Source organism: Nocardia sp. NPDC051981 (assembly GCF_040680715.1).
GTDB lineage: Bacteria > Actinomycetota > Actinomycetes > Mycobacteriales > Mycobacteriaceae > Nocardia.
Genome location: NZ_JBFAXK010000024.1, coordinates 86,468 through 112,881 on the forward strand (window position 1 = coordinate 86,468; position 26,414 = coordinate 112,881).

Below are 26,414 nucleotides of genomic sequence, written 5' to 3' on the forward strand. Positions count from 1 at the left end.
CCAGAGAGGTGGCGGGGGTGAGACCGGTAACGGCCGGGCCCGAGCGCAACGTTACGAAGTGGAACGTGCCTATGGCAGGGGATGCGTTCGACAATGCCGAACGGTTAGCTGATAGGTTACGAACATGCCGGGTCCGATTCAGTCGATCGAGCGCGCCGCGGCCATGCTACGGCTGCTCGCGCGCGGGTCCGGGCGCATGGGAGTGGGGGAGATCGCCGCGGCGCTGGGGCTGGCCAAGCCGACCGCGCACGGCATTCTGCGGACGCTGCACGGGGTGGGGTTCGTCGATCAGGATCCCGTGACGGGCAAGTATCTGCTGAGTCCGGCACTGCAGGACCTCGGGTCCGGGCACCTGGACGCCAATGAACTGCGTTCCCGGGCCATCAACCGCGCCGACGCGCTGGCCGCGCGCAGCGGGGAATCGGTGCGTATCGCCGCGCCGGTGGACGGGGAAGTGGTGGTGATCCACCACGTCTTCCGGCCCGACAATACCGAGCAGGAACTGGCGGTCGGAGAGGAATTGCCGCCACACGCAACGGCTCTGGGCAAGGTACTGCTGGCCTACGACGGGGAGCTCGCCGACGCGGCGCGCGACGGCCGGCTGCCGACGATCACGCACCGTACCCTCACCGATCCGGCGGAGTTGCGGCGGGCCATCTTCGAGGTGCGGCGAACCGGCTGGGCCGGGGATATCGGCGAATACCGTTCCGGTGAGGCGAGCGTCGCCGCGCCGATTCGCTCCCGGGGTGGTTTGGTGGTCGGTGCCATCGGCATCACCGGGCCGGTCGACCGGCTCTGCGACGGGCAGCTGCGGTTCCGGTCCGCGACCATCGCCCAGGTGCGCGACGCCGCCGCCGCGGTGTCCCGGGATCTCGGTGGCGCGCAATGACTTTCCCGGACAGGAGCAGGCTCGGATGACGCAACGCTATGTGCTCGCCATCGACCAGGGCACCACCTCCACCCGGGCCATCCTCTTCGATCAGCGGGCGCGGCTGACCGGGGTGGCACAGCGCGAGCACCGGCAGCACTATCCGCGGCCGGGGTGGATGGAGCAGGACGCGCTCGAGATCTGGCGCAATGTGGAGCGCATCGTGCCCGCGGCACTGCGGGATTCGGGGATCACCCTGGGGCAGGTGGCCGCGGTGGGGATCGCCAATCAGCGCGAGACGACGGTGGTGTGGGACCGGCACACCGGGACGCCGATCGGGCGGGCCATCGTGTGGCAGGACGTGCGCACCGAGGAGCTCGTCGAGCGGCTGCGGAAATCGCCCGGATCGGAACGGATTCGGGAGCTGTGCGGGCTGCCGCTGGCCACCTACTTCGCCGCGCCGCGGCTGCGGTGGCTGCTGGATCGTACGCCCGGACTGCGGGAGCGGGCCGAGCGCGGCGACGTGCTGTTCGGGACCATGGAGACCTGGCTCATCTGGAACCTCACCGGGGGAGCCGATCGCGGGGTGCACGTCACCGACGTCTCCAATGCCGGTCGGACGCTGCTGATGAACCTCTCCACCCTGGAATGGGATCGAGAACTGTTGCGGTTCTTCGATATTCCCAAGGCGATGCTGCCCCGGATCCAGCCTTCGACCGGTGAATTCGGCACGGCGCGGCGGGTGCTTCCCGGGGTGCGGATCGCGGCGGCGCTGGGCGACCAGCACGCGGCGCTCTTCGGGCAGACCTGTTTCGCGCCCGGCGAGACCGAATGCACCTACGGCACCGGCGGATTCCTGCTGATGAACACCGGGCGGGAGCTGGTGCGGTCCGAGCACGGACTGCTCACCACCATCGGGTACCAGGTGGGGCCGGAACCGGTGTACGCGCTGGAGGGGCCGATCGCGGTGACCGGCTCGCTGGTGCAGTGGCTGCGCGACAACATCGGGCTCATCGCCAGTGCGCCGGAGATCGAAACCCTGGCGGGCACAGTCGAAGACAATGGCGGCTGCTATCTGGTGCCCGCCTTCTCGGGGCTGTACGCGCCGCATTGGCGCAGTGACGCGCGCGGGCTGCTCATCGGGCTCACCTCGTACATCACCAAGGGGCACATCGCCCGTGCCGTGCTCGAGGCCACGGCCTGGCAGACGCGCGACGTGGTGGAGGCCATGAACGCCGACGCGGGGCTGCAGGCCGGGGCGCTGCGGGTGGCGGGCGGGATGACCTCGGACAACCTGCTCATGCAGATCATCGCCGATGTGCTCGACATACCGGTTATGCGTCCGATCGTTGCGGAGACGGTATCGCTGGGCGCGGCCTACGCGGCGGGCCTGGCGGTCGGTTACTGGCCGGATCTCGAGGGCCTGCGCCACAATTGGCGCGTCGCGGCGCAGTGGCTGCCGCGCATGGATGCGGACCTGCGCGCCGAGGAGTACGACAACTGGAAGCGGGCCGTGCAGCTTACCTTCGGCTGGCTGCGGCCCAGCAAGCCGGTGTCCTGACGACGCGGAAATCGTTGACCTAACGTGGCAGGTATGCGGCTCTACGTCGGTTGCGCAATGTGGACACACCCGGACTGGCAGGAGAAGCCGCTACCCCCGGCAGAACGCCTGCGCACGTACTCCTCCTGGTGCAATGCGGTGGAGGGCAACACCACCTTCTACGCGGTCCCGCAGCGGCGCACCGTCGAATCCTGGGCCCGCCAAACCGATCCCGACTTCCGCTTCGTGATCAAACTGCCCCGCACCATCACCCACGACCGCCGCCTCACCGGCGTCGACGACGAGATGGCGGCGTTCCTGGACGCCATCGAACCGCTGGGCCGCCGCCTGCACTCGCTGTGGGTGCAGCTGCCCGCGTCCTTCACCAACCTGCCCGCTCTCGCCGAGCTGCTGGACGGCCTGCCGTCGCACTGCCGCTGCGCCGTCGAGGTGCGCCACCCCGTTTTCTTCGAAAACCCCCGCGCCACCGCCCAGCTCGAACAGGTGCTGACGGCCGCGGGTGCGGAGTGGATCCCGTTCGACACGACCGTCCTGTTCGACGGCCCGCCCGTCAGCCCGGCCGAGTACGAGGCCCGCTCCAAGAAGCCCAACAACCGGCGCCGCACCCGCGCCCTCACCGAATACCCCATTGTGCGCTATCACGGCCGCGACGACATCGCCACCACCGTCGCCGGCTGGCAGCCGTGGATCGACACCACCGTCGCCTGGCTGCGCGAAGGCCGCTCCCCGACCGTATTCATCCACACGCCCGACAACGCCTCGGCCCGCACGCTCGCCCGCCGCTTCCACGCCGAGGTCCGCGCCCACCTCCCCGACATGGAACCCCTGCCGGACCCCCTCCCCACCGACCCCATGACCCTGTTCTGACCGAACCCGCGGACCGTTCGGCGCGGGCCGAAGGACGGCGGCGGGACACTGGACCCATGGAACCGATCAGAGACGGCGATGTGGACATCTCCGGAGCCGCCCGCCTCCTGGCCGACCCGGCCCGGGCCCGCATGCTCACCGTCCTGGCCGACGGCCGCGCCCAGCCGGCCGGCGAACTGGCCCGGGCGGCAGGCGTCACGGCCGCGACCGCCAGCGAGCACCTGGGCAAGCTGGTCGATCAGGGCTGGCTGGCCGTCGAGAGGACGGGCCGCCACCGCTACTACCGCATCGCACTCCCCGAGGTGGTCCAGGTCCTGGAATCCATGGCCCTGATCTCGCCAGTCCAACCGGTCCGTTCGCTACGTGGCGCTCGCGCCAACCGCGACCTGAAGCTCGCCCGCACCTGCTACGACCATCTCGCCGGAGCCGTCGGGGTAGCGATCTTCGACGCCCTGCACGACGCCGCCCTGCTGAACGTGATCGGCGGCCACTGGACCGCCCCCGACCATACCCACCCCCTCCTCGACGAATTGGCCATCACCCCAACCGATCTCCGCCATTTCGGCCGCCGCCCACCGGTCAAGGTCTGCCTCGACTGGTCCGAACGCCGCTACCACCTGGCCGGCGGCCTCGGCGCGCTGATGCTGCGCCGCATGCTCGACAAGAACTGGTGCGCCCCCGGAACCACCCCCCGCGCAATGGCATTCACCCCCGCCGGCTGGGCGGCACTCGACCGCACAGCCGGCATCGACAAGACCGCCATCAGCTCCGACCTCACCGGAACCGCCACCCCAGCCCCCGCAAAGGTCGTTCCACGCGGCGCCTGAAAGGCCGGGCCCCGCACCCCCGCACGAACACCGGCAGGCACGCCATCTCCGGGTCGGTCGTCACCGGCCTGACCGTCGGCGCGACGGGGCTGATCGGCCTTGTCTGCATCAGCGCCCGGACACCCTATCCGGTGGTCGCGATCCCCTTGCTGCTCATCGGTTTCGGTATGGCCTACACCATGCCCGCGGCCACCAATGTCACCGTGTCGGCTGCGGGCCCCGCGCACGCGGGGTTGGCCGCCGCCATCCTGGCCCGGTCGCTCCTCCCGGCACGGGGTCGTCCGTGAACGGGGCAGGGCCGTCCTGAATGTGGCAGGGGTCGACCCGGAATGAAGACGCGGCACACTGCGGGGCGGGCCCGGCCCGCTCCGCAGTGTGCCACCGGATGATTCAGCCCACGAGTACCGGGGGTTTGCTGGAGCGCTGGGCTTCGCGGGCGAGTGCGCGGTCGCGCTGCTCCTCGAAGCGGACCACGTCCTTGCGGAGCTTGTCGAGGAATTCGCCGAGCTCGTTGCGGCGCCGGTCGCCGGACGGGCCGAAGTCGGTGCGCTCGAAGATGTTCCACTTCTTGAGGTTGGGGATCAGCACCTCGTCGAGGTGCTGGCGCAGATCGTAGATGCCGTGCTTGGCCATCAGCACGCCGTTACGGCGGAAGTTGGGCATGCCCAGGCCGGGCATCTGGAAGCTCACCACGACATTGGTGATGGCGTCCATGGCCTGGTCGGGCGAGAGGTCCAGGGCCGCGGCGCACATGTTGCGGTAGAAGAGCATGTGCAGGTTCTCGTCGGCGGCGATCCGCTGCAGCATGCGGTCCGCGACGGGGTCGTCGCATACTCTGCCGGTATTGCGGTGGGACACCCGGGTCGCCAATTCCTGAAATGTCACATAAGCGACGGAATGCATGAATCCGGCATCGGCGTGAATGAACTCGGTGCCCGAGTACTTCCTGATCAGATGCGCGGGGTTGTACCCGTCGGTCATGTGAATCATTCGTGCCTGCTCCAGCGCCACCGGATCCACACCCCGGGTGACCACCAGATAGTCGCGCATCACGATGCCGTGCCGGTTCTCCTCGGCCGTCCAGCGGCCCACCCAGGTACCCCAAGCCCCGTCCTGGGAGAAGTTCTCGGCGATTTCCCGGTGATAGCTGGGAAGATTGTCCTCAGTGAGAAGATTGGTCACCATGGCCGCCTTGGCGACCTCGCTGAGCTTCGACTGCTCCGGTTCCCAGTCCACACCCGCCATAGCTGCGAAGTTGCGACCGAGATCCCAAGGCACGTAGTCGTGCGGGTTCCAGTCCTTGGCCATCGATAGGTGACGATTCACGTTCTGCTCGGCAATCGGTTCCAGCTCGATGAGCAGCTCCAACTGCGTGAGACTCCTGGCCACGATCCTGTGCCCTCCCTCGAAATGGATCCGGTGCTGGGGGAATGATGTTAGGAGAGAAATGCTGGAGATCCGGCGATCGCCGCCGCGGCGGAGGGATCCGTGGAGTTGAAAAGGGATGCCCGCGTGTCGCTTAATGGGACCGATCGGCTCCGCCTCGGATAATCTAGCTCAGTTCGCCGAATATTGGCTTGATACCCGGCCGATGCGTTCATAGCCGGGCTCGCTCGCTAGTTCCAAACCAGTCATTGACAGCCATGCGGATCGCACGCTGGTTCGCCGAAGCATTGCTACGGAGAGTGAACATGCAGACGCTCTATCGCCGGCAGTACCCCAGTGTCGTTGTCACCGCGCTCGCGGCGACCACCTCGATCGCGGGCGACGTCGACTCGACGTGGAAGGGACTACTCAACGGGGAGAGCGGGATCGACGTCCTCGAGGACAGCTTCGTCGACGATTTCGGCTTACCGGTCCGCATCGGTGGTCACCTCAAGGTCTCGCCCGCCGGCCTGGTCACCAATGCCGAGGCCCGGCGCCTGTCCTACGTCGAGCAGATGGCGGTGATGCTGGGTCGTGAGGTGTGGGTCAACGCCGGTAGCCCCGAGGTGGACCGGGATCGCCTCGGCGTCTCCATCGGCACCGGTCTCGGCGGCGCGGAGATGCTCATGTCCGCCCGCGACAAGCTGGTCAACGGCGGCTACCGCAAGGTGGTGCCGCACACAGTGCAGGCCGTGATGCCCAATGGCGCGGCCGCCTGCGTCGGGGTCGAGCTGGGCGCGAGGGCCGGTGTGTGCACTCCCGTTTCGGCTTGTTCGTCCGGTTCCGAGGCGATCTCCAATGCCTGGCGCATGGTCGTCATGGGCGACGCCGACATGGTGGTCACCGGCGGTGTGGAGGGTTCCATCCAGGCACTGCCCATCGCCGGATTCTCCATGATGCGCGCCCTGAGCACTCGCAACCACGACCCCAAGGGCGCCTCGCGGCCGTTCGACATGGACCGCGACGGTTTCGTTTTCGGTGAGGCCGGCGCGCTCATGGTCATCGAGACCGAGGAGCACGCCAGGGCCCGCGGCGCCACCGTCCACGCCCGCATCATGGGCGCGGGCGTCACCTCCGACGGCTTCCACCTGGTCGCCCCCGACCCCGAGGGCACCGGCGCGGCGCGTGCCATGTCCCGCGCCATGGAGTACGCGGGCCTGTCCAAATCCGATATCACGCATATCAATGCGCACGCCACCGCCACGCCGATCGGCGATACCGCGGAGGCGAACGCCATCAAGCAAGCCGTCGGCAATCACGCCGCGGTGTACGCGCCGAAATCCGCCCTCGGGCATTCCATCGGCGCGGTCGGCGCGCTGGAGTCGGTCATCACCGTCCTCAGCGTGCGGGACGGAATCATCCCCGCCACACTGAATTTGGAGAATCAGGACCCCGAGATCGACCTGGATGTGGTGAAAGGCCAGGCCCGGCCGGGTCGCTACGACTACGCCCTGAACAACTCCTTCGGCTTCGGCGGGCACAACGTGGCCATCGCTTTCGGCCGCTACTGATCGCCCCGGCCATACGCGGTATCTCCATCGGCTGTAGGCAGTGACGCGGGGTCCGGCACCTGCTAGAGTTCCCCAGCCCCCAGCTACATTCGGGCTTTCGTGTCGATCTTTGTTCGGTGTCACTGCACAGTTCTGACGACTGTGAGTTGAAAAAGGATAGGGAATGATCGGCGAGACCATCGATGACTATCTGGACGAGCACGGCAACATCAAGATCCCTGAGAACCAGACCATGGTCGACCTGGTCGACAAGCACGCCGCGGCCAACGGGGACGAGCTCGCCTACCGCTATATCGACTATTCACGCGAACGCGACGGCGAGTACCACGACATCACGTGGAATCGCTTCGGCATCCGGCTGCGCGCCGTAGCCGCCCGACTACAGCAGGTCACGCAGCCGGGCGACCGGGTCGCCATCCTGGCGCCGCAGGGACTCGACTACATCGTGGCCATGTACGCCGCGGTGTACGCGGGCAATATCGCGGTACCGCTGTTCGATCCGGACGAGCAGGGGCACACCGACCGGTTGTACGCCGTGCTCGAGAACTGCATGCCCGCGGCCGTCCTGACGGTCGGTGCGGCCGCCTCCGGGGTGCGCGAGATCTTCAAACACCTACCCGCGCCGCAGCGCCCGCGCATCGTGGCGGTCGAGGCGATCCCGGACGGCGTGGGGGCGAGCTGGGTACGGCCGCACCTGCAGATGGACGATGTGGCCTACCTGCAGTACACCTCCGGCTCCACCCGCACCCCGGCCGGCGTGGAGATCACGCACCGGGCTGTCGGCACCAACCTGCTGCAGGTAGTCGATGCCATCGGCATCACCGAGAAGGCCCGCGGCGTCACCTGGCTGCCGCTGTTCCACGACATGGGGCTGCTGACGGTCATCCTGCCCACCATCGGCGGCAAGTACATCACCATCATGTCGCCCAGCGCCTTCGTGCGCCGGCCCTACCGCTGGATCAAGGAGCTGGCCGCCCAGGAGGACGGCGCCGAGATCTTCGCCGCCGCACCGAATTTCGCCTTCGAGCACGCCGCGGCCCGCGGATTGCCCAAGGCCGGTGAGGAATTGGACCTGTCCAATGTCATCGGACTTATCAATGGCAGCGAGCCGGTGTCGCTGACCTCGATGCAGAAGTTCAACGACGCCTTCGCCCCGTACGGCCTGCCCAAGACCGCCATCAAACCCTGCTACGGCATGGCCGAGGCCACGCTGTTCGTCTCCGCCACCAAGCGTGAGGACGAGGCCCGCACGGTCTGGGTGGACCGCACCGAGCTCAATGCCGGGCAGATGGTCGAGGTCGACGAGGACGCGGAAAACGCTGTGGCCCAGGTGTCCTGCGGCTACGTGGCGAAGTCCCAGTGGGCGGCCATCGTGGACCCGGACACCGGCGCGGAGAAGGCCGAGGGCGAGGTCGGCGAGATCTGGTTGCACGGTGCGAACATCGGCCGCGGCTACTGGGGCCGTCCGGAGGAGAGCCTTGCCACGTTCCACAACAGGCTCACCTCCCGGCAGCCCGCGAGCCGCGCGGAAGGTGCACCGGCGGACGGGAACTGGATGCGCACCGGCGACTTCGGCGCGTACTACGACGGCGAGCTCTTCATCACCGGCCGCGTCAAGGACCTGGTGATCGTGGATGGGCGCAACCACTATCCGCAGGATCTGGAGTACTCCGCCCAGGAGTCCAGCACCGCCCTGCGCCCGGGTTTCGTGGCGGCCTTCTCGGTCGCGGGGGATCAGCTCCCGGCCGAGGTGGCCGCGGTCGACACCGGCGCGCCCGCCTCCGCCTCCGAGCAACTGGTCATCGTGGCCGAACGCGGGACCGGCGCGGCCAAGCTCGATCCGGAGCCGATCACCGAGACCGTACGGGCGGCCATCGCCAAGCGCCACGGCATCACCGTGCGGGACCTGCTGCTGGTTCCCGCGGGCTCGATTCCGCGCACCTCCAGCGGCAAGATCGCCCGCCGCGCCTGCAAGGCGGCCTACCTGGAGGGCACCCTCCGCGGCGGCCACCGCCAGCAGGCGTTCCCGGACGAGAACGATTGATGGGTTTCTTCGGCGAGTGGCACACCTCCGGGAGGCCTCGAAGGTATGCCACCCGGCGTTTCGGGTCGAGGCGATGCGTCAGTTGTCGAGTTGTACCGAGGTGAGCTGCTCGGCGGGGTGGGCAGCATGCGCGGCCAGGGTGCGGGCGGCGGCATTCAGGCGGGCGCGGGCATCCGCATCGGCAACCAGGCCATCCGGTCCGATACCGCTCTGGAGCACGGTGATGCGGCCGCAGGCCGCCTCGACCAGCTCGGCTCCGACGTAGCCGAGCACGGTGCGCAGGGTGGCCACGGCGGCCTCACCGCGGCCCTCGTAGGCGACGTTCACGTAGGCGACCGGCTTGTCGCTGAGATCGGCATTGCCGACCGTCCACTCGAGCAGGTTCTTCAGGCTACCGGGGATCATGCCCGCGTATTCCGGGGTGCAGAACAGCACCGCGTCGACCTCGGCGAGCTGCCGGTGCAGGTCCTCCACCACAGGCGGCTCGGGCTCGTCACCGGGGATGAAAGCGGGCAGGTCGAGCAGGCCCTGGTACCGGACGGCCTCGAAGTCGGACCCGGCGTCGGCGGCGATCGAGCGCAGCGCGGCGGTGTTCGTCGAGCCCTCGCGAGTGCTGCCCGAAATCAACAGGATGCGGGGAATAGTCACAACTGCGCCAACATGGCTGGGGCCGGGAGTATTTCGAGGTCACGGGGTCGTTGACTCGTATGCGCCGTCCCACCGAATGGGAGTTGTTGTGACAAGAGGTGTCGCTATCTCTCATAGTGGGTATGGTTCCGTTCAACCGAACTGTCCGGGACAGCTGACGCCGCTCCCTCAGGTCCGGTTGTGCGACAACTGCATAACGCGAGTGTGTGCAAGAAGGGCAGGCAACGATGACTGCGAACACCAACCGCCTCGACGAGGCGGCGGTCGGTGCCGGATATCCCGGTGCGTTCGAACCCGGCAGGCTGCTGGCCGCCGAACCGATGACCGCACGGATGCTGCCCGGGGTTCCGCTGCCTGCTCGCGCCTGGCGCATCAAGTACACATCGACCACCGCCATCGGGGCTCCGACACAGGTCAGCGGTACCGTGCTGGTGCCGAACACGCCGTGGCGCGGACCCGGCTCGCGCCCGCTGGTCGGGTACGCCATCGGCACGCAGGGCCTGGCGGGCACGGTCGCCGCCGCGTCCTGGCAGCTGCGTTTCGGGCTGGAGTACGAATCGGTCTTCCTCCGCGCCGCCCTGCGCCGCGGCTGGGCGCTCGCCATCACCGACTATCCGGGCCTGGGCACTCCGGGTCTGCACCCGTACGTCATGGGCCGCGCCCTGGGCCCGGCTGTCCTGGACAGCATGCGCGCCGCGCGCCGGCTGCCCGAGGCGGACCTGGATCCCGACGGCCCGCTGGGCGTCTACGGCTATTCCGAGGGCGGTAATGCCGCGGGCTGGGCACTGCAGTTGCAGCCCGGCTATGCCCCGGACCTGCCGCTTACCGGCGGCGTGGTCGGCTCGGCGCCGGCCGACATGGTCGACATGGTGAAGTTCCTGGACGGCACGCCCTACGCCTTCCTGCTCTTCTACGGTGTGCTCGGCATCGAGGCCGCCTATCCGGAACTGAATGTGCTGCAGCACCTCAAGCCGCAGGGTCGCGCCCTGGCCGCACTGTTCCGCCGCACCCACGTCGCCGCCGCGGCCGTGCTCGGGATCGGTGCGGGTCTGGTCGTGCCCACGAAGGTCTCGACCTTCTGCCACCGGCCCCCGTTCGACGTGCCCGAGGTCAAGGCCCGGCTGCTGGAGAACCGGCTGGGCGGAATCATGCCCGCCACACCGGTTCTGGTGGCCGGCGGCACCAGCGAGCAGGTCATCCCGTATCCGCAGGCCGTGCGCCTCGCGGAGGAGTGGGAGGCGCTGGGCGCGGACGTCACCATGCACACCATGCGGGGACGTGAACACATCGGCGGCGCAATGGCCTTCGCGGGACCGGCCATGCGGTTTCTCTCCGAGCGTTTCACCGAGGAGGCCGACGCTCCGGTGCTGCTCCGCGGGGCGTGAGTCTCAGCCCGCGACACCCCAATGCAGGACGCGCGAGGTGAACAGCACCAGCCCGAGTGAGACCACCGCGACGGTCACCAGGCCGACCACGGCGACCACCAGCGGCCGCCAGCCCGTGCGTGCCAGCTCGCGAATATTGGTATTGAGCCCGACGCCCGCGAAGGTGAGCAGGAAGGCCCAGCGGGACACATTGGCCAGGTTGGTGACCTGTTGCTTGCTCAGCCAGTGGAAGGTCGCCACCGCGGACACGGCCAGGAAGCCCAGCACGAACTTCGGGAACTTGGACCACACGAACACCGCCTTCGCCCGCAGCCCGGGCGCGATGGCCTCGGCCTCGCCGCGCGCCGCCCAGTAGGCCGCGAAGCCCAGCACCACGAAACCGATGAGGGCATTGCGGGTGGACTTCACCAGTACCGCGATCTTGCCCGCCTCATCGGAGAACAGATAGCCGGTGGCGGTGGTCTCGGCGGTGTTGTCCACGGCCAGGCCCGCCCACAGCCCGAACTCGTGATCGCTGAGCCCGATGGCGTGCCCGAGCGGTGGCAGCGCGAACAGCGCGACCGCGCCCAGCGCCAGAATGGCCGCGATGGCATAGCCGACATCGGAATTGCGGGCCCGGATCGCGCCCTTGCCCGCGATGATGGCCGACACCCCGCAGATGGCGGTGCCGATGGCCAGCAGCGATCCGAGCTTGCCGGACAGACCCAGCCAACGCGCCACCGCCAGGATGATCGCGCCCGACACGGTCATGTCGACCAGGATCTGAATGAAACTGGTACCGCCCAGCTTCGCCACATCACCGAGCACGAAGCGCGAGCCGAGCGCTACGATGCCGATCTTCAGCCAGAACTCGTAGGTGCCGACACCGGGCCGGAAGATCGGGTGCAGGCCAACGGTATTGGTGATGAGCAGGCCGATCAGGATGGCCCACAGCACGTATTCGATATCGGGGACGGTCCAGTGCTGGTGCTTGGCGGCGGCGTTCCACCAGATCTGTGCGTACTTGCCGAGCACGCCGACCGCGATGAGCAGCAGGATGCCCGGGAGGTAGCCGAGCAGGCGGGCAACGGTGAGCGGACCCGAGGGCTCTTCGAAGTCGGTTGCCCCGAAGTCGGTTTCGGCGTTCTTTCCGAGATTCACGGTGGTATCACTCACGGCGTCACCACGGAATCTTCGGCAGCACGTCGAACACGGCGAGCACGGTCACCACGCCGGACACGATCACCGACCACCAGTCGGCACCCAGACGTCCGAGGGTGTCGGGCCACGACGGCCGGGCGGCGGATGTCTCCGGCGCGGGATTGGGACTGTTCACCAGGGGCCTCCAGGTCGAGAAAGCGCAGTACAGCAGGTCTGCACTATGGGGTGCCCGGAGGATTTCGGACAGCGTTGGAATCGGCCTGATTCCAGCTCGGTCGTGCTGTTTTCGCTCAGTCGCGCCGATGGGCGGCCGGTGTGTTGACCAGATTCCTTCATCAAGGGGTTACCCGGCGTAGGTTACCGCCGGTAAGAAGTTCAGGCCGCGTGGGTTTGAGCCGGCCGATCGTGGCGGGCATAGCTGCGGTCCGGATTGTTCACGAGGGCGGCCCGCCGCATCATCCGCTCGGTGGCGCGGCGGCCCAGCCGCTCGCTCAGCCGGGTCGCGCCCGGAATGATCCGGCGCGGCACCTCGAGTACGCCGTTGACGGCGGCCGTGGCCAGTACCGCCGCCAGGAAGACCCGGCTGCAGGGCATCTCCAGGAAGTCGGAGTTGGTCTTGCCCAGCAGGATTCGGCTGTAGGAGACCGCATACATGGTGAAGGTCCAGCGCAGCGCGCGGGAGCGCAGGCCGGGACCATCGAACCCGTAGACCGGTCCGAGCGCGGACACCAATGCCTTGGACAGCCGCCGCGAGTCCTCGTCGGGCAGGAATTCGTAGTCGGCCTGTAGCCACAGCAGCCGCCAGGTATCGGTCTCGTCGGCCGGCAGGATCTCGGGATCGAGCCCGATCACATGGCCGACGTATCGCCACAGGTGATAGACGGCCGCCTTCTCCTTCTTCGAGAACCGCAGCCCGACGGCATTGCACCCGGCAATCGTGGCCAGCGAGAACAACATCAGCGTGCCCGCGGTCAGGGACTGGTTGAGCGGGTGGTCCCACTGCTCGTAATCCCAGTCCGGCCGCCGGTTCATGCCCGCCCGCACCTGCGCGTGCATGATGCGCACCCGCACGGTGTTCTTGAATCCCGGCGCGAACCGCTCCAGTCCGCCCGGCGCGGTCACGTCGATCCACCAGGTGGCGGTCTCGACGACCCGGCGGGGCGCCATGGTCTCGGCCGACAGCCCGCCGGTGCCGACCAGCACCTTGCCCGCCCGTGAGGCGAGGTAGCCGCCATTGAGCGAGAACATGGACAGGGCCAGGTTGGTCGCCCACGGCCCGACCCGGCCGCTGACCCGTGCGGCCCGGTCCATCTTGTCCTGGTCGAGCCAGAACGGCACCGAATCGATGTGCGCGAAAAAGGCTTTCAGCTCGGCGGGCGCGTCCGGCACCGCGTCGATGCCGCGCTCCAGGGCCGTCTCGAACATGGCCCGGCCCTGCCCGGTCGGCAGTCGCCGGAACATCTCGACCACGGCGTCGGCCAGCGGGTCGCCCATCTTGGTGAACTTGCGGTAGGCGGCCTGCTGCTCGGGGGTCGGACGGATATCTCCGGGGGCGAGGATCTTGACCCCGATATTGAACGGGAACTCCCGGAAGATCACCGGATCGGGCAATTCGGAACGCGTCATTGCGTGCCTCCTGGATGCGTTCAGATTCTGGTGAAGGACGTCACCAGAACTTTGGTGATAGTCTTCACCAAACCTTGCGGCATGGCAACGGACAGGGCGGAACCGTGGACATATCCCGTGGCCGATACGCCGGTCTCAGCGCTGATGAGCGCCGGAACCAGCGGCGCGAGCGGCTGCGCGAAGTCGCGCTGGAGGTGATCGCCGAGGAGGGTATCGGCGGGTTGAAGGTGCGCGCGCTGTGCGCCCGCGCCGGGCTCAACGATCGCTACTTCTACGAGACCTACAGCCACACCGACCGGCTGCTGTACGAACTGGTCGACGAGCAGCTGGCCGAGGTCGTCGCCGCGGTCATGGGCGTCATCGCCGTCGCGCCCGCCGACACCCGGATCCGCCTGCGGGCCGTGATCGAGGCCGGTGTCACCGCCATCGCCGATCATCCCGCCCGCCGCCGGCTGGCCATCGACATGCAGACCACCGACGAATTGCGCCGCCGCCGTACCGAACTCATCGATGTGGTCGCCCAGGTCATGCTCGATCAGGGGCGCGAACTGCTCGGCGACGCCGCCGTGACCGGAGTGCACGCCGAGCTCGCCGCCCGCACGGTCGCTCACGGCGGCCTGGAGATCCTCATCGAGTGGCTGCGCGACGAGCTGGACATCGACCGTGCCCAGCTCATCGACTTCCTGGTGGCCATGATCCTGACCGCCTCCGAGATCACCACCACCGTGCAGCGCGAAATGGCTACCGGCTGAGTCCCTTTCGGCGGCGCGGATCCTGCGGTAGACGCGCCGTCCGTAGCGCGGCGGCCGGGGAATCAGGGGCCAGGTCGTCCGCCGCGGCTCGTAGCGCGAAGTCGGTGGTCTCGTTGGCCTTCGACTCCTCGGCGAGCATGTGCGCCCAATAACTCTGGAACTCTTCGTAAGTCCCGAACACCGGCTGCATGGAGAGTCCATACCGCTCCCGCCAGGTGACGCTCTCGGCCCACAGCTGTTGCTTCCGGGTGCCGGTCAGGGGTGTGCCGAAGTATTCGTTCATGGCCATGACGGCGTCGACGAAGGGGACGTGCGTCCATCAGAAGATGTCGGGATTCAGGGCAGGATCCAGGTAATCCTCGATGGTGAATTCGGTGGTGGCCGAGTCGGATCCGGACCGCCCCGGGGGGTGTCGAGGCGGTCCGGTGGTCTTCCGAGCGTCAGGGCACGACGATCGTGAAATTGGGATCGGCCTTGTCGAGCAGGCCGGTGAGCCGCTTCCACACCCCGGTATCGCCCTTGGCCTGCAGGCCGTCGAACTTCCCTGTCGCCATCAGTTGCATCAGGCCCAGCTTGGTGAGGGTGATGTCGAGATCGGCATCTCGCTTGCGGGTGGCCGGATGGTGGATGAGCGCGCCATGGCTCAGCTCCATCCGGTACTCCTCGCCGCTGTCGGTGAAATGCCAAGCGATGCTGAACTTCTCGTCCCACGCCTGGGATCCGACGATGTTCAGCGACAGGGTGTCGAACAGCTGGGTGATGCTCATGGCGAGGGCTACCGCCTGGCTGGCGGCGATCGCCGTGGGGGCGACGCCCCGGCGGAGTTCCTGTGCGCCGGTGAGGAAACAGTTGCGCCAGGTCGCGTTCTCGGAGCCGAAGCCGAGCTGGTCGAACACCGCCGCCAGGGTCTCCTTGGCCTCGGCGTGGGACGGGTCGGCGAAGACCGCGTGGCTGCCGAGTTCGGCCGCGAAGCGCAGATCGCCCTGGTCCACGAACTCCTTCACCTTGGCGACGGTCGCGTCCACGCCACCGAGCAGCCGTACGTAGCGGGTGGCCTGCTCCCGCGGCGGGTGCAGCCACAGGTGCGCCGGATTGGCGTCGTACCAGCCGAGATAGCGCTGGTAGACGGCCTTCACGTCATGGCTGACGGAGCCGTAGTACCCGCGGTTGTTCCACTGTGCGGCCAGGTCCGGGGCCAGCGGGAAGTCCTCGGCGATCTCGGTTCCGATCTCGCCCTGGTTCATTCGCCGCACGGTCTGGTCGTGCAGATAGGCGTAGGTGTCGCGCTGCTGGATCAGGAACTCCACGATGTTGTCCCGGCCCCAGGTCGGCCAATGGTGTGAGGCGAACACGACATCGGTGCGGTCGATGAACATCTCGATCGCCTCGGCGATGTACCGCGACCACATGCGGGCATCGCGGACCTGCGCGCCGCGCAGGGTGAGGATGTTGTGCAGGGTGTGGCAAGCGTTCTCGGCCATGCACAGCGCATTGCGGTCGGGCAGCAGGAAGTTCATCTCGGCCGGCGCCTCGGTGCCGGGCGTCATCTGGAAGATGAACCGCACCCCGTCGACCACTTCCTCCTGGCCGGTGGCCGTGATGTCGAGTGTCGGTGCGAGCAGCCCGAATTCACCCGCCGAGGCGACCGGGCCCAGGCCCATGCCGACCAGCCCCTTCGGGTCGCGCGTCAGATTCGCGCCGGAGTAGTACATGCCGCGGCGCAGCATGGCCGTGCCGGCGTACACGTTCTCCGAGATGGCGTGTTCCATGAAGTGCTCGGGCGCGATGATCGGCACGGTGGTGTCCTGATCGACCACACCCAGCACGCCGCCGAAGTGATCGGCGTGCGGGTGGGTGTAGATCACCGCGGTGACCGCGCGGTCGCCGCGGTTCGCGCGGTACAGCGCCAGCGCCGCGGCGGCGGTCTCCGCGCTCACGAGCGGGTCGATCACGATGACGCCGTTGTCCGATTCGATCAGCGTCATGTTCGAAATATCCAGGCCGCGAACCTGATACACACCCTCGCACACCTCGTAGAGGCCGTGCATCGCGGTGAGCTGGGACTGCCGCCACAGGCTCGGGCGGACGGTGGCCGCGCCGTCGGCCTTCAGGAAGTCGAAGGAGTCCGCGTCGTAGGCCACGCCGCCGCTCTTCCCCGGAATCACTGCGGGCGAGAGTCGCGCGATGAATCCGCGCTCGGCATTGTCGAAATCGGTGCGATCAACGGGTGCTGCTGTCATGTGCCACCTCACTGTTGGGTTTCCGGCTCTGCAGAGCCCGTAGGCGGACACTGTCCACGCCACGTCTTTCGCCAGCCTCACACAGAACGAGTGAACTTCCAGCAATTTGAGATAGGTCTGTTGCAGGTGGGTGCGCAAGGTGAATTTGGTGCATTCACGGAGATTCAGCTATGCAACGGATATCCGGCAACCCGCCCGTGGTGTCCGCATTGACCCTGGACGAATCGTGACTCACATCTCAGGATGAGACCTGATCTTCATCGATGAGGAGTGGGCATGGTGACCGAGCAGCGCGTGGACTGGCTGGCGGGTGGCGTGCGGCGGTCGGTCGCCGCGGACCGGATCGTCGGGGTCGCGTCGGAGCTGTTCCAGGCGCGGGGGTTCGACCATGTGGGGATGGACGAGGTGGCGAGCGCGGTCGGCTGCTCGCGGGCCACGCTGTATCGGCACTTTCCCGGCAAGGCCGCACTGTTCGACGCGGTGATGGCCAAATCGGCGATCGCGGTGGCGGAGAGGGTGGCCGCGGCGGTGCGGCGCTACGAGGGCCCGCGCCGGATCGTGGAGGCGATCCTGGCGGCGGTGGCGGCGGTGCGCTCGGATCCGGTGCTGGCCAAGGGATTCGCGGGCACCCGCGCGGGCGGCAGCGACGGGGCCTTCGCGAGCTCGCCGGAGCTGGGGCGGATCGCCACCCTGCTCACCGGGATCGCGCCGGATGACGAAGCGGCGCAATGGATTGTGCGTATGGTGCTGTCGCTGCTGACCTGGCCGCTGGCCGATGCCGCCAGCGAGCGGCGGATGGTGGAGCGCTTCATTCGCTGAGCTGGGGCAGCGGCAGCAGCGGCGCGTCCGGATCGAGGGTGAGGCCGCCGGCGGCGGCGGTGGCCGCGAGCGCGCCCCAAGCGAAGGTGGTCAGTTCCTCGGCGAGTTCCTTTGCGGTGATGGCCGGTTCATTCAGCCGGCGCAGCACACCCAGGCCGATCGCGCCGAGCATGGCATCCACCGCGAACTGGGTGTGGTCGCCGTTCGCACCGCGCAGGCGCAGCACGCCGGAGAAGAAGTCCGCGACTGTATCGGACAGTGGGCGGCCATCCTCACATCAGGCGGGTCGCGCCGAAGGCCGCGACCACATGTGAGCTGACAATGAAGCGAAACAGGTTGGGGCGCTCGGCCACCAGATCGATGTAGGCGGGATTGGGAGCACCAGCTCCGCCGGATGACGCAACCGCTTTCGATGGAGCGCATCCAGTCCCCGGGGGAGCTGGCGTTCGGCAGGGGAGGGCCCCGTTGAACGCACGCGCCCACCAGTTGAAGGTGCGCGAAGTCATCAGCGAGACCGCCGACGCGGTCTCGCTGATCTTCGATATCCCCACCGACCTGACCCGCCGCTTCGCCTAAACGCCGGGGCAATACCTCACCGTGTGCGTTCCCAGCGAGCGCACCGGCTCGGTAGCCCGCTGCTGCTCCCTGTCCAGCAGCCCGCACTGCGACGACCGGCCCACCGTGACGGTCAAGCGGACGCCGGGCGGTTACGGCTCGAACTGGCTGTGCGACAACGTCTCCGCGGGCGACCTCCTCACCGTCCTCGAACCGGCGGGCAATTTCGTGCCACGGGCGTGGGACCGGGATCTGCTGCTCTGCGCGGCGGGCAGCGGCATCACGCCGGTGATCTCCATCCTCAAATCGGCGCTCGCCATCGGGCGCGGCGATATCGCGCTGTTCTATGCCAACCGGGACCGGGAATCGATCATCTTCGCGAACCGGCTGCGGCAGCTGGCTCGCGGTTACCCGCGACGGCTGACAGTGACCCACTGGCTCGAATCCGAGCGGGGGCTGCCGTCCTCGCGTGTCTTCGCATTGTGGGCGCGTCCCTACCGCCGTCATGACGTCTACGTGTGCGGCCCGGCGGGTTTCGCGTCCTCGGTGGAGCGGGGCCTCGGTCAGCTCCGCATTCCCGGCCGGGCCATCCACCAGGAGAACTACCGCTCGCTCACCGACAACCCGTTCGAACACCACAGCCCGATGGCGTCCGAACCCACGCGCGCCATGGCGACCGCCCGGGGCACGGCCGCCGCGGATGTCGCGACCGTCCGGGTCGACATCGACGGCGAAACCCACACCCTGCCGTGGCCGAGATCCGAGAAACTCCTCGACGTCCTGCTGGGCCACGGCATCGACGCCCCCTACGTGTGCCGGGAATCGGCCTGCGCCACCTGCGTCTGCAGCGTCAAGCAGGGCCGCACCCGCATGCTCATGAACGAATCCCTGATCGAAGACGAACTGGCCCAGGGCCTGACCCTCGCCTGCCAGACGCTGCCCGAATCGGACGACCTCCACATCGCCTTCGACCAGTGAGTGCCCGACGCAAGCCGCGCGTCAGGTCGACGTCAGGTCGATGTCAGTCGCACCGGCGACGGTAATCAGGTGAACACCACCGCCGATCTCGGACTGCGCTACCTGCGCGGCGATCACGTCTTCGCCCAGCTGATCCGCTTCGCCCTGGTCGGCGGCGCCAGCAATATCACCTACCTCGTACTGTTCCTGACCCTGAACAGCACCGGTCCCCTGATCGCCAATATCGCCGGCTCGATCCTCAGCACCGTGATCGCCAACGAACTCCACCGCCATCTCACCTTCCGCGCCGCCGGCCGCGTCACCTGGTTCACCGCCCAATGGGAAGGCGGCGGACTGGCCGTGATCGGCCTCCTGATCAGCTCGGCCGCCCTGGCCGCCCTCGACTCCTACGCGCCCGGCCTGAGCCCCCTCGCCCGCGCGGCCGCCGTCATCGCCCTCACCGCGGCCATCGGCGCCCTGCGCTTCCTGGCCCTGCGCGGCTTCGTCTTCGGATCACCCTCCACCGAATCCCGGGCGGAGCTCGAGGAACACCATTCCACGGAATCCGAAGACGCCCTGCGGTATTCGCGGCCGGGCGGCGACGTGCGGCCGGCCTTTCTGATGGGTCCGATAATGGCCTGAACCTGCCGAACCCTCTCTATCGCCGGCTTTCAGGCGCGGGTGAGTTCGGCCCGGGTGGCGGTGAGCATGGTGGTGATGGCGGCGGGGAGGGCTTGGGCGGGGTCGGGGGCGAAGCGGGGGGAGTGGTTGGAGGGGAAGCGGGGTGGAAGGGCGCCCTCGGTGAGCATGTAGGCCTGGTCCTCCTCGCTGAAGCGGGCGGGGTCTATGCCGCCGATGTGCCAGAAGACGGAGGGGGCGTGGGCCGCGGTGCCGAAGGCTCCGAAATCCTCGCTGCCGGTGATGGGGTGGTCCATGGGCATGACGGGGAGGCCGGCGGCGGTGAGGGTGGCCAGCACCCGTTCGGTGTCGCCGGGGGTGTTCTCGGTGACCGGGAAGTGGTCGTAGAACTCGACTTTCGGTTCCTGGGGTGCGCCGGCGGCGGCCGCCTCGGCCTCGGCCATGCGCTGGATGTCCTCGACCATGTGGTTGCGCGAACTGTCGGTGAAGGTGCGCAGGCTGAGCAGGACCTCGGAGGTGTCCGCGATGATGTTGGGGCGGGTACCCGCGTGCAGAGCGCCGGCGGTGAGGACCGGACTGGCGGCGGTGGCGGTCTGGCGGGCGGTGAGCGATTGCAACCGCACCACCAGGGAGGCCGCCATGAGCAGCGGGTCGATGGCCGTGTGCGGCTGAGAAGCGTGGCCGCCCTTGCCCAGGAAGGTGATCCGGACCGAGTCGGAGGCGGCCATCAGGGTGCCGGGCCGGCTCAGGATGATGCCCGCGGGCAGCGGGCTCACATGCTGGCCGAGCACGATGCGCGGATGCGGAAAGCGTTCCAGCAGACCGTCGTTGATCATGCCCTGCGCGCCCGCACCGGTCTCCTCGGCGGGCTGGAACAGCGCCACCACCGTGCCGGGCAAGGGATTCGCCGACAGTTCCGCGCAGGTGCCGAGCAGTGCCGTGACGTGCACGTCGTGGCCGCACGCGTGCATGACGCCGGGGATCGTGGAGGCGTAGTCGAGCCCGGTCTCCTCCTGCACCGGCAGCGCGTCCATATCCGCGCGCAGCCACACCACCGGCCCGGGACCACTCCGCAGCACGCCGACAACACCGGTGCCACCGACGTTCTCGGTCACCTCCCAGCCGGGCAGAGCGCGCAGCTCATCGGCCACCAGGCGGGCGGTGGCGTGCTCCTGGCCCGACAGCTCTGGGTGGGCGTGCAGATGGCGGTAGACCTGCTGCCAGTGCTCGGTCACGTGAGACTCTCCTTCGTCGGGACGATCGCCGAGGCGCGGCGGGCCAGCGTCGCCCGGAACGCGTCGGCGGTTTGCGGGACCACGGCCGCCGCCAGCAACGCCAGCAGTGGTCCGAGGGCCATGGCTTCGAAAGCCGTTGTGTACGAGACGTGATCGGTGATGACACCGAAGGCGAGCGGGCTCACCACACCCGCCAGCTGGCCACCGAAGATGATCACCCCGGTGGCCGCGCCGATATAGGCGCTCGGCAGCGACCGCAGCGGCACCGAGAACGCGGGCATGTAGGCCATCCCGGCGACCAGGCTCATCGTCGTGCCCAGCAGGACGAACAGCGGGAAGGACTCGGCGCGCGGCAGGGCGAACAGCATGGCGGCGGTGAAGGCCATGGCCGGCACCACGATCACCCGCGGCCGCCCGCCGATCCGATCGGAGAGCCGGGCGCCCAGCACCACCCCGGCCGCCGCGGCCAGCGTGGTCGGCACCGCGGCGATGGCGATGCCGCCCATGGAGATTCCGCGCTGCTCGTGCAGGAAGGTCGGCGTCCAGGCGGTGACGCCCCACACCAGTACGTCGTAGCCGAAGAAGATGACCGCGAAGCCGATCAGTGCGGGCGAGAACAGCACGGCGCGGCGTTCGGCCCTCGTGCCGGCGTTCGCGACCGGAATCTCGTCCTGCACCAGCGGTTCCGGCATCCATCGACGCCACGCCAGGATGACCGCCACCCCCAGCACCGAGATGACCCCGAACATCACCCGCCACCCGACCGTGGGCAGCATGACCCCCGCGATCACCGCCGCCAGCAGCAGGCCGGCCGCGTTCGAGGAGTTCGTCCATCCCGCAGCGGTCGTCCGCTGCTCGGGCAGACTGCGTTCCGCCAGCGCCTTGATGGCGGCCGCCGGAAAAACACCCTGCACCAAGCCGAACAGGAACCGGATGCCCAGCAGGACCGCGAAAGACCAGGCGACCGCGGTCAATCCGGTGAAGATCGACCAGGCCGTCAGACCTGCGATGCCGACCTTCAAGGCCCCGAACCGATCCGCCAGCAAACCTCCGGGAACCTGGATGAGCGCATAGGCGATGAAGAACGCCGACACCAGCAGACCCTGGTGCGTGTGGTCGAGAGCCAGGTCGTCGCCGATCGAGGGCAACGCGAAATTGATCACGGTCCGATCGATGTAATCGACCACCCACGCCGCGAACAGCAGCATGATGGTTATCCGGGTGGTGCGTGGCATCCAGGCCCCTTCAAAAGCGGGAGTAGTGGCAGGGCGCCACGTTCGTGCCGATGCCCGAGCATACGGCGCAATTGCCGAGAGCCGCCATGTGAGGTGGTGACGCCCTGATCGCACGATTGGTAAACGCCCTGCAATTGGCTGGACGGGGTTCGAGAGGCACGAGTCACTGCCCGCACCCGTGGCGTGCGGCGTGGCGCTGGGGGTGTCGTAGTCTCGCGTCCGATGAGGGACATGACTATTCACGGGTATGCGGCCGACGGGTACGGGCGGGTGGCGGACGCCTTCCGGCGCAACTTCCAGCACGGGGAGGTCGGCGCGGCCGTGGCGGTGTTCGATGGGGACACGCCCGTGGTGGACCTCTGGGGCGGCTGGCGGGATGCGGTCCGGCGGCTGCCGTGGGAGCGGGACACCATAGCCCCGGTATTCTCGTCGACCAAAGGTGTTGCGGCGCTGACGCTTGCCATGCTGGTGTCGCGCGGGCAGCTGGACTACGACGAGCCGGTGGCGCGGTACTGGCCCGAATTCGCGGCGCGTGGCAAGGCCGAGGTCACCGTCCGGCAGCTGATCGATCATCAGGTGGGCCTCCACATTTTGCGCGATACCCGGATGACCCTGGCCGACCTGTTCGATCTGGATCGCGTCGCCGGCGTGCTGGCGGCGCAGCGGCCGGGGTGGGCGCCGGGTACGCGACAGGGCTATCACCCGGTCAGTATCGGGCTGTACATCAATGAGCTGGTGCGCCGCGCCGATCCGGCCGGGCGCAGCATCCGGCGGTTCATCGCCGAGGAGATCTCGGGGCCGCTGGGCGTCGATTTCACGATCGGGCTGGATGCGGATCTCGGGGGTGAGCGAATCGCCCGGCTGGTCCGCACCTCCGGGCTGGACCTGCGCCACGAACGGAATCTGCCCTGGAATCAGGCGGTTCCGGCGCTGCTGCGCCGGGGCCCGCTGTTCCGGGCGCTGACGGTTCCGGACCTGGGCATGCCCGAGGACTTCGTGCGGCCCGAGATCATGTCGGTGGAGCTGCCGGGCAGCAATGGGGTCGGCTCGGCGCGCGGCCTGGCGCGGATCTATGCGGCCGGGCTGTCCGGTGAGCTGCCGATCGCGGACGATGTGCGGGCCCGCATCGGCGGCCCGGGACCGGTGCCCGCACCCGATGCCGTGCTGAAGACCACGACCCGATTCCACCTCGGATTCCGGAAGTCGTGTCCGACCTTCCCGTTTGGTTCGTCCGGTCACCGCGCCTACGGCACGCCCGGTATGGGTGGTTCGCTCGGTTTCGCCGATCCGGAAACCGGGCTCTCCTTCGCCTACGTTCCCAACCGCCTCGGGCTCACCCTCAATGGCGACCGGCGTTGCCTCCGCCTGGCCCGCGCGGCCTTCGGGAAGCCGACACGCCGATCGGGTACTCGCACTGAACCCCGGCAGGCCGCCGATCGTTGACTGGATAGACCGGCCCCACGCCGGTAGCCATCCAGATGCGGTCCGGTTCTCCCCCTGCGTCCGGACCGGGACCCCGCCGAGGCATCCCCGGCGGGGTCTTTGCATGGCTAATTACGCTGCGCAACAGCAACTTCCGGCTTGATTGTGACTTGAGACACGTTGATCGAGCTTGCTTCAAATGGATACCTTGTGTGCGATGTATCGCGGACAAGGCAATGTGAAACGGGGGATCGTGTTCGAGAGAAAACCCGAATTCCGAACCGTGGCCGATCTCATCGCCGAGCGGATCGCGGCACACACCGACCACGTCTTCGGCGTGGGCGGCGCCAATATCGAGGACCTCTACGACGCCCTCCACCGGCGCCCCGGCCTCACCGGCATCATCGCCAAACACGAATTCGGCGCGGCCACCATGGCGGACGGCTACGCCCGCGCCACCAACCGCCTCGGCGTGGTGGCGGCCACCTCCGGCGGCGGCGCCATGAATCTCCTCGCCGCCCTCACCGAATCCTTCGACTCCCGGGTCCCGGTCCTGGCCTTGGTCGGCCAGCCCCCGACCACCCTCGAGGGTCGCGGCGCCTTCCAGGACGCCAGCGGCCACCCCGGCCGCCTCGACGCCGAGCGCATCTTCACCGCGGTCTCCCGCCACTGCGTCAAAATCACTCGGCCCCACGACATCTCCGCCGAGCTGGACCGTGCCATCGTCGCCGCGCTGTCCGGTGGCCCGGCAGTCCTGCTGCTTCCCAAGGACATTCAAGCCACCCTGATCTCGAGCGGATCCACCCTGGCGGCCGGCCTGCGATACGAGCCCGACCACGGGGGTTGGGATGAGCCGATTGCGAGCTCTGAGGAAACGCCGTCGGACATCGCGGCGCTGCTTGCCGATGTGCCTGCCGGAAGCCGGGTGGTCGTCATCGCCGGACCCGAGGTCGCGGCGGCCGACGCACGGGCCGAGCTGGCGGAGGTGGCGCGGGTGCTGGATGCGGCGGTGCTGGTCACCCCGGATGCCAAGGATGCCTTCTCGAATCGGGATGACCGCTTCGCCGGGGTCGTCGGGGTCATGGGGCACCCCCATGCCGCCGGGCTCGTCGCGGCGGCGGAGTTGTGCCTGCTGGTGGGGGCGCCGCTGTCGATGACCGCACGGGCCGGATTGGATCCGGCGCTGGCCGCCTGTCCGCGCGTGGTGTACCTGGGAGCGGAACAGCCGTTCGTGCCGGTTCATGCCGAGGCGCGGGGGCCGCTGGGTGCCTCCCTCAGGGAACTGCGTGCCTCCTTGGCGGAATCAGCCGTCCTGCCCGCTCTCCCGGCGCTGCCCGGTGACACGGCGACCGCCTCGGAATCGATTGGTGTGCAATCGAAATACGGTGCACCGCACGAGCTGACCGTCCCGCCCACGTCCGGCCCGGGTGTGCGATATCGCCCGGCCGTCGCGGCCATCGAGGCGGCGCTGGAGCCCGGCACCGATGTGGTCGCGGATGCCGGGAACACCGGTGCCGCGGTTGTGCACTACCTGCGGGTCCCCGAGGACGGGCGGTTCCTGATCGCGCTCGGCATGGGCGGGATGGGCTACTCCTTCGGGGCGGGGATCGGGTGTGCCCTGGGGCGGGGTCGGCGGGCCGTGGTGATCGCCGGGGACGGCGCGTATTTCATGCACGGCCACGAGGTGCACACGGCTGTCGAGTACCAGGTGCCGGTGACCTTCGTGGTGTTCAACAACAACGCGCACGCCATGTGCGTGACGCGGGAGCAGGTCTTCTACTCCGGCGAGTACAGCTTCAACCGGTTCCGCGCGGCGGAGATCGGGGCCGGTGTCGCGGCCATGTTTCCCGAGCTGCCCGCCTGGACCGCGCGCACGCTGTCCGACTTCGAGAACGCACTGGACAAGACGCGGGCCACGCCGGGGCCCGCGTTCATCGAACTGCAGTGTGACCCAGACGAAATCCCACCGTTCGCCCCCTTCCTGAAGGAGTCGCTCGCATGACCGAGACCGCCACCGACGCGCCGATCGAAGTCCCGGAGCTGGATATCCCGGGCGTGTACCGCATCGAGACCATGGCCCTCAAGGAGGGCATGCCGCTGGTCCTCGACATGACCCGCGCCGTGTACCCGCACGACGAGATCTACGGGGAGTACTGCACCGTCACCGAATTCATCGCCGCCCCGCCGGACGAGGTGTACGGATACCTGGCCGACACTCGCAGTCTGTGCGAATGGACCTACAGCATGCGGGGTTTCGAGCGCACCGCCGATCCCGAGATCTGGGTGTCGGATGACCGGATCGGCTCGCACACCCGCATCTACACCCGTACCGTCGCCAACCCCGACGCCCGCACCGTGGACTACCACTGCGCCTGGGATCAGGCCGACCACCTGTGGATGATCTACCTGATGCGGGTCGTGGACGCGCAACTCGTGCTGAACAAGCCGGGATCCGTTGTCACCTGGACCAATTGCCATCACCCGTTCTACGAGGACAACGGCTATCCCGAGACCGAGCCGGAGGGCCGCCCGGTCTGGGTGGGCGACTTCTGGCACCTCTTCGCCGCCGGGCACCTGCTGGAACTGCGCAATCTCAAAGCGATCTGCGAACACCGGCACGCCGCCGGGCAGCCGATCAAGCCGGAATGGATGGCCTGA

The 26,414-nt window shown here is 68.3% G+C and carries 23 protein-coding genes and 2 pseudogenes; 15 read left to right on the forward strand and 10 right to left on the reverse strand.

From position 1 onward, the window contains the following. The first annotated feature begins 124 nt into the window (after positions 1-124). The 5 genes from AB0L60_RS32440 to AB0L60_RS32460 all read left to right on the forward strand — a co-directional run bounded on the left by AB0L60_RS32440 (position 125) and on the right by AB0L60_RS32460 (position 4,410). Positions 125-889: an IclR family transcriptional regulator gene (locus AB0L60_RS32440; RefSeq protein WP_364621809.1), complete on the forward strand. Its 765-nt coding sequence runs from the start codon at positions 125-127 to the stop codon at positions 887-889. Between the two features lie 25 nt (positions 890-914). Then, on the forward strand, positions 915-2,429 hold the full coding sequence (gene glpK / locus AB0L60_RS32445; protein ID WP_364621811.1) for a glycerol kinase GlpK: 1,515 nt from the start codon (positions 915-917) through the stop codon (positions 2,427-2,429). A gap of 33 nt (positions 2,430-2,462) precedes the next feature. Next, positions 2,463-3,296 carry a DUF72 domain-containing protein gene (locus AB0L60_RS32450; RefSeq protein ID WP_364621814.1) on the forward strand — a complete coding sequence of 278 codons (834 nt, stop codon included), beginning with the start codon at positions 2,463-2,465 and terminating at the stop codon, positions 3,294-3,296. Positions 3,297-3,352: 56 nt separating this feature from the next. Then, complete coding sequence (locus AB0L60_RS32455) at positions 3,353-4,123, forward strand: winged helix-turn-helix domain-containing protein (RefSeq protein ID WP_364621817.1); 771 nt, start codon at positions 3,353-3,355, stop codon at positions 4,121-4,123. A 131-nt stretch (positions 4,124-4,254) separates the two neighbouring features. Continuing rightward, positions 4,255-4,410: a hypothetical protein gene (locus AB0L60_RS32460; protein WP_364621820.1), complete on the forward strand. Its 156-nt coding sequence runs from the start codon at positions 4,255-4,257 to the stop codon at positions 4,408-4,410. 103 nt (positions 4,411-4,513) lie between these two features. Here AB0L60_RS32460 and AB0L60_RS32465 read toward each other — a convergent pair whose 3' ends face one another. Next, on the reverse strand, positions 4,514-5,512 hold the full coding sequence (locus AB0L60_RS32465; RefSeq protein WP_364621823.1) for an acyl-ACP desaturase: 999 nt from the start codon (positions 5,510-5,512) through the stop codon (positions 4,514-4,516). Positions 5,513-5,814: 302 nt separating this feature from the next. On the opposite strand from AB0L60_RS32465, the gene AB0L60_RS32470 reads away from it, so the two are divergent. Both AB0L60_RS32470 and fadD32 read left to right on the forward strand, forming a co-directional pair. Beyond that, positions 5,815-7,059, forward strand: a complete 1,245-nt coding sequence (locus AB0L60_RS32470) for a KasA/KasB family beta-ketoacyl-ACP synthase (RefSeq protein ID WP_364621825.1) — start codon at positions 5,815-5,817, stop codon at positions 7,057-7,059. A gap of 163 nt (positions 7,060-7,222) precedes the next feature. Further along, positions 7,223-9,103 (forward strand): long-chain-fatty-acid--AMP ligase FadD32, encoded by a 1,881-nt coding sequence (fadD32, locus tag AB0L60_RS32475; RefSeq protein ID WP_364621828.1) that lies wholly within the window; start codon positions 7,223-7,225, stop codon positions 9,101-9,103. A 78-nt stretch (positions 9,104-9,181) separates the two neighbouring features. Here the strand turns inward: fadD32 and AB0L60_RS32480 are convergent, their stop codons facing one another. Further along, a complete protein-coding gene (locus tag AB0L60_RS32480; protein ID WP_364621831.1) occupies positions 9,182-9,751 on the reverse strand; it encodes an NADPH-dependent FMN reductase in 570 nt (189 codons plus the stop codon). Positions 9,752-9,978: 227 nt separating this feature from the next. Here AB0L60_RS32480 and AB0L60_RS32485 point away from each other — a divergent pair, with 227 nt between their 5' ends. Next, on the forward strand, positions 9,979-11,136 hold the full coding sequence (locus AB0L60_RS32485; protein ID WP_364621833.1) for a lipase family protein: 1,158 nt from the start codon (positions 9,979-9,981) through the stop codon (positions 11,134-11,136). 3 nt (positions 11,137-11,139) lie between these two features. Here the strand turns inward: AB0L60_RS32485 and AB0L60_RS32490 are convergent, their stop codons facing one another. The 3 genes from AB0L60_RS32490 to AB0L60_RS32500 all read right to left on the reverse strand — a co-directional run bounded on the left by AB0L60_RS32490 (position 11,140) and on the right by AB0L60_RS32500 (position 13,902). Then, entirely contained in the window at positions 11,140-12,291 is a 1,152-nt protein-coding gene (locus AB0L60_RS32490) for a YeiH family protein (RefSeq protein WP_364621837.1), read from the reverse strand. A 4-nt stretch (positions 12,292-12,295) separates the two neighbouring features. Then, positions 12,296-12,451: a hypothetical protein gene (locus AB0L60_RS32495; RefSeq protein WP_364621840.1), complete on the reverse strand. Its 156-nt coding sequence runs from the start codon at positions 12,449-12,451 to the stop codon at positions 12,296-12,298. A gap of 200 nt (positions 12,452-12,651) precedes the next feature. Continuing rightward, positions 12,652-13,902: an oxygenase MpaB family protein gene (locus AB0L60_RS32500; RefSeq protein WP_364621843.1), complete on the reverse strand. Its 1,251-nt coding sequence runs from the start codon at positions 13,900-13,902 to the stop codon at positions 12,652-12,654. 104 nt (positions 13,903-14,006) lie between these two features. On the opposite strand from AB0L60_RS32500, the gene AB0L60_RS32505 reads away from it, so the two are divergent. After that, positions 14,007-14,654 carry a TetR/AcrR family transcriptional regulator gene (locus tag AB0L60_RS32505; RefSeq protein WP_364621846.1) on the forward strand — a complete coding sequence of 216 codons (648 nt, stop codon included), beginning with the start codon at positions 14,007-14,009 and terminating at the stop codon, positions 14,652-14,654. Here the strand turns inward: AB0L60_RS32505 and AB0L60_RS32510 are convergent. Together AB0L60_RS32510 and AB0L60_RS32515 are read right to left on the reverse strand one after the other, a co-directional pair. Continuing rightward, a pseudogene (locus AB0L60_RS32510) lies at positions 14,644-14,961 on the reverse strand (oxygenase MpaB family protein); the annotation flags it as partial. The gene AB0L60_RS32505 and the pseudogene AB0L60_RS32510 overlap by 11 nt on opposite strands. Positions 14,962-15,094: 133 nt before the next feature. Beyond that, positions 15,095-16,894, reverse strand: a complete 1,800-nt coding sequence (locus AB0L60_RS32515; protein ID WP_364621848.1) for an alkyl sulfatase dimerization domain-containing protein — start codon at positions 16,892-16,894, stop codon at positions 15,095-15,097. A 276-nt stretch (positions 16,895-17,170) separates the two neighbouring features. Between AB0L60_RS32515 and AB0L60_RS32520 the strand changes: the two genes are divergently transcribed. Next, entirely contained in the window at positions 17,171-17,713 is a 543-nt protein-coding gene (locus AB0L60_RS32520) for a helix-turn-helix domain-containing protein (protein WP_364621851.1), read from the forward strand. Here AB0L60_RS32520 and AB0L60_RS32525 read toward each other — a convergent pair. Continuing rightward, positions 17,703-17,939 carry a hypothetical protein gene (locus AB0L60_RS32525; RefSeq protein WP_364621853.1) on the reverse strand — a complete coding sequence of 79 codons (237 nt, stop codon included), beginning with the start codon at positions 17,937-17,939 and terminating at the stop codon, positions 17,703-17,705. The two genes, AB0L60_RS32520 and AB0L60_RS32525, sit on opposite strands and share 11 nt — an antisense overlap. 239 nt (positions 17,940-18,178) lie before the next feature. On the opposite strand from AB0L60_RS32525, the pseudogene AB0L60_RS32530 reads away from it, so the two are divergent. After that, a pseudogene (locus AB0L60_RS32530) lies at positions 18,179-19,246 on the forward strand (ferredoxin--NADP reductase). A 69-nt stretch (positions 19,247-19,315) separates the two neighbouring features. Further along, positions 19,316-19,867: a GtrA family protein gene (locus AB0L60_RS32535; RefSeq protein WP_364621856.1), complete on the forward strand. Its 552-nt coding sequence runs from the start codon at positions 19,316-19,318 to the stop codon at positions 19,865-19,867. Between the two features lie 29 nt (positions 19,868-19,896). Here AB0L60_RS32535 and AB0L60_RS32540 read toward each other — a convergent pair whose 3' ends face one another. Beyond that, positions 19,897-21,099 carry an amidohydrolase gene (locus AB0L60_RS32540; protein ID WP_364621859.1) on the reverse strand — a complete coding sequence of 401 codons (1,203 nt, stop codon included), beginning with the start codon at positions 21,097-21,099 and terminating at the stop codon, positions 19,897-19,899. Continuing rightward, positions 21,096-22,334 carry an MFS transporter gene (locus tag AB0L60_RS32545; RefSeq protein ID WP_364621862.1) on the reverse strand — a complete coding sequence of 413 codons (1,239 nt, stop codon included), beginning with the start codon at positions 22,332-22,334 and terminating at the stop codon, positions 21,096-21,098. The genes AB0L60_RS32540 and AB0L60_RS32545 overlap by 4 nt, the downstream gene beginning before the upstream one ends. Before the next feature lie 231 nt (positions 22,335-22,565). Here AB0L60_RS32545 and AB0L60_RS32550 point away from each other — a divergent pair, with 231 nt between their 5' ends. The 3 genes from AB0L60_RS32550 (at position 22,566) to AB0L60_RS32560 (ending at position 26,414) form a co-directional block, all read left to right on the forward strand. Next, a complete protein-coding gene (locus tag AB0L60_RS32550) occupies positions 22,566-23,777 on the forward strand; it encodes a serine hydrolase domain-containing protein (protein ID WP_364621865.1) in 1,212 nt (403 codons plus the stop codon). Positions 23,778-23,973: 196 nt separating this feature from the next. After that, on the forward strand, positions 23,974-25,758 hold the full coding sequence (locus tag AB0L60_RS32555; protein WP_364621868.1) for a thiamine pyrophosphate-binding protein: 1,785 nt from the start codon (positions 23,974-23,976) through the stop codon (positions 25,756-25,758). After that, positions 25,755-26,414: an SRPBCC family protein gene (locus tag AB0L60_RS32560; RefSeq protein ID WP_364621871.1), complete on the forward strand. Its 660-nt coding sequence runs from the start codon at positions 25,755-25,757 to the stop codon at positions 26,412-26,414. Before AB0L60_RS32555 ends, AB0L60_RS32560 begins: the two co-directional genes overlap by 4 nt.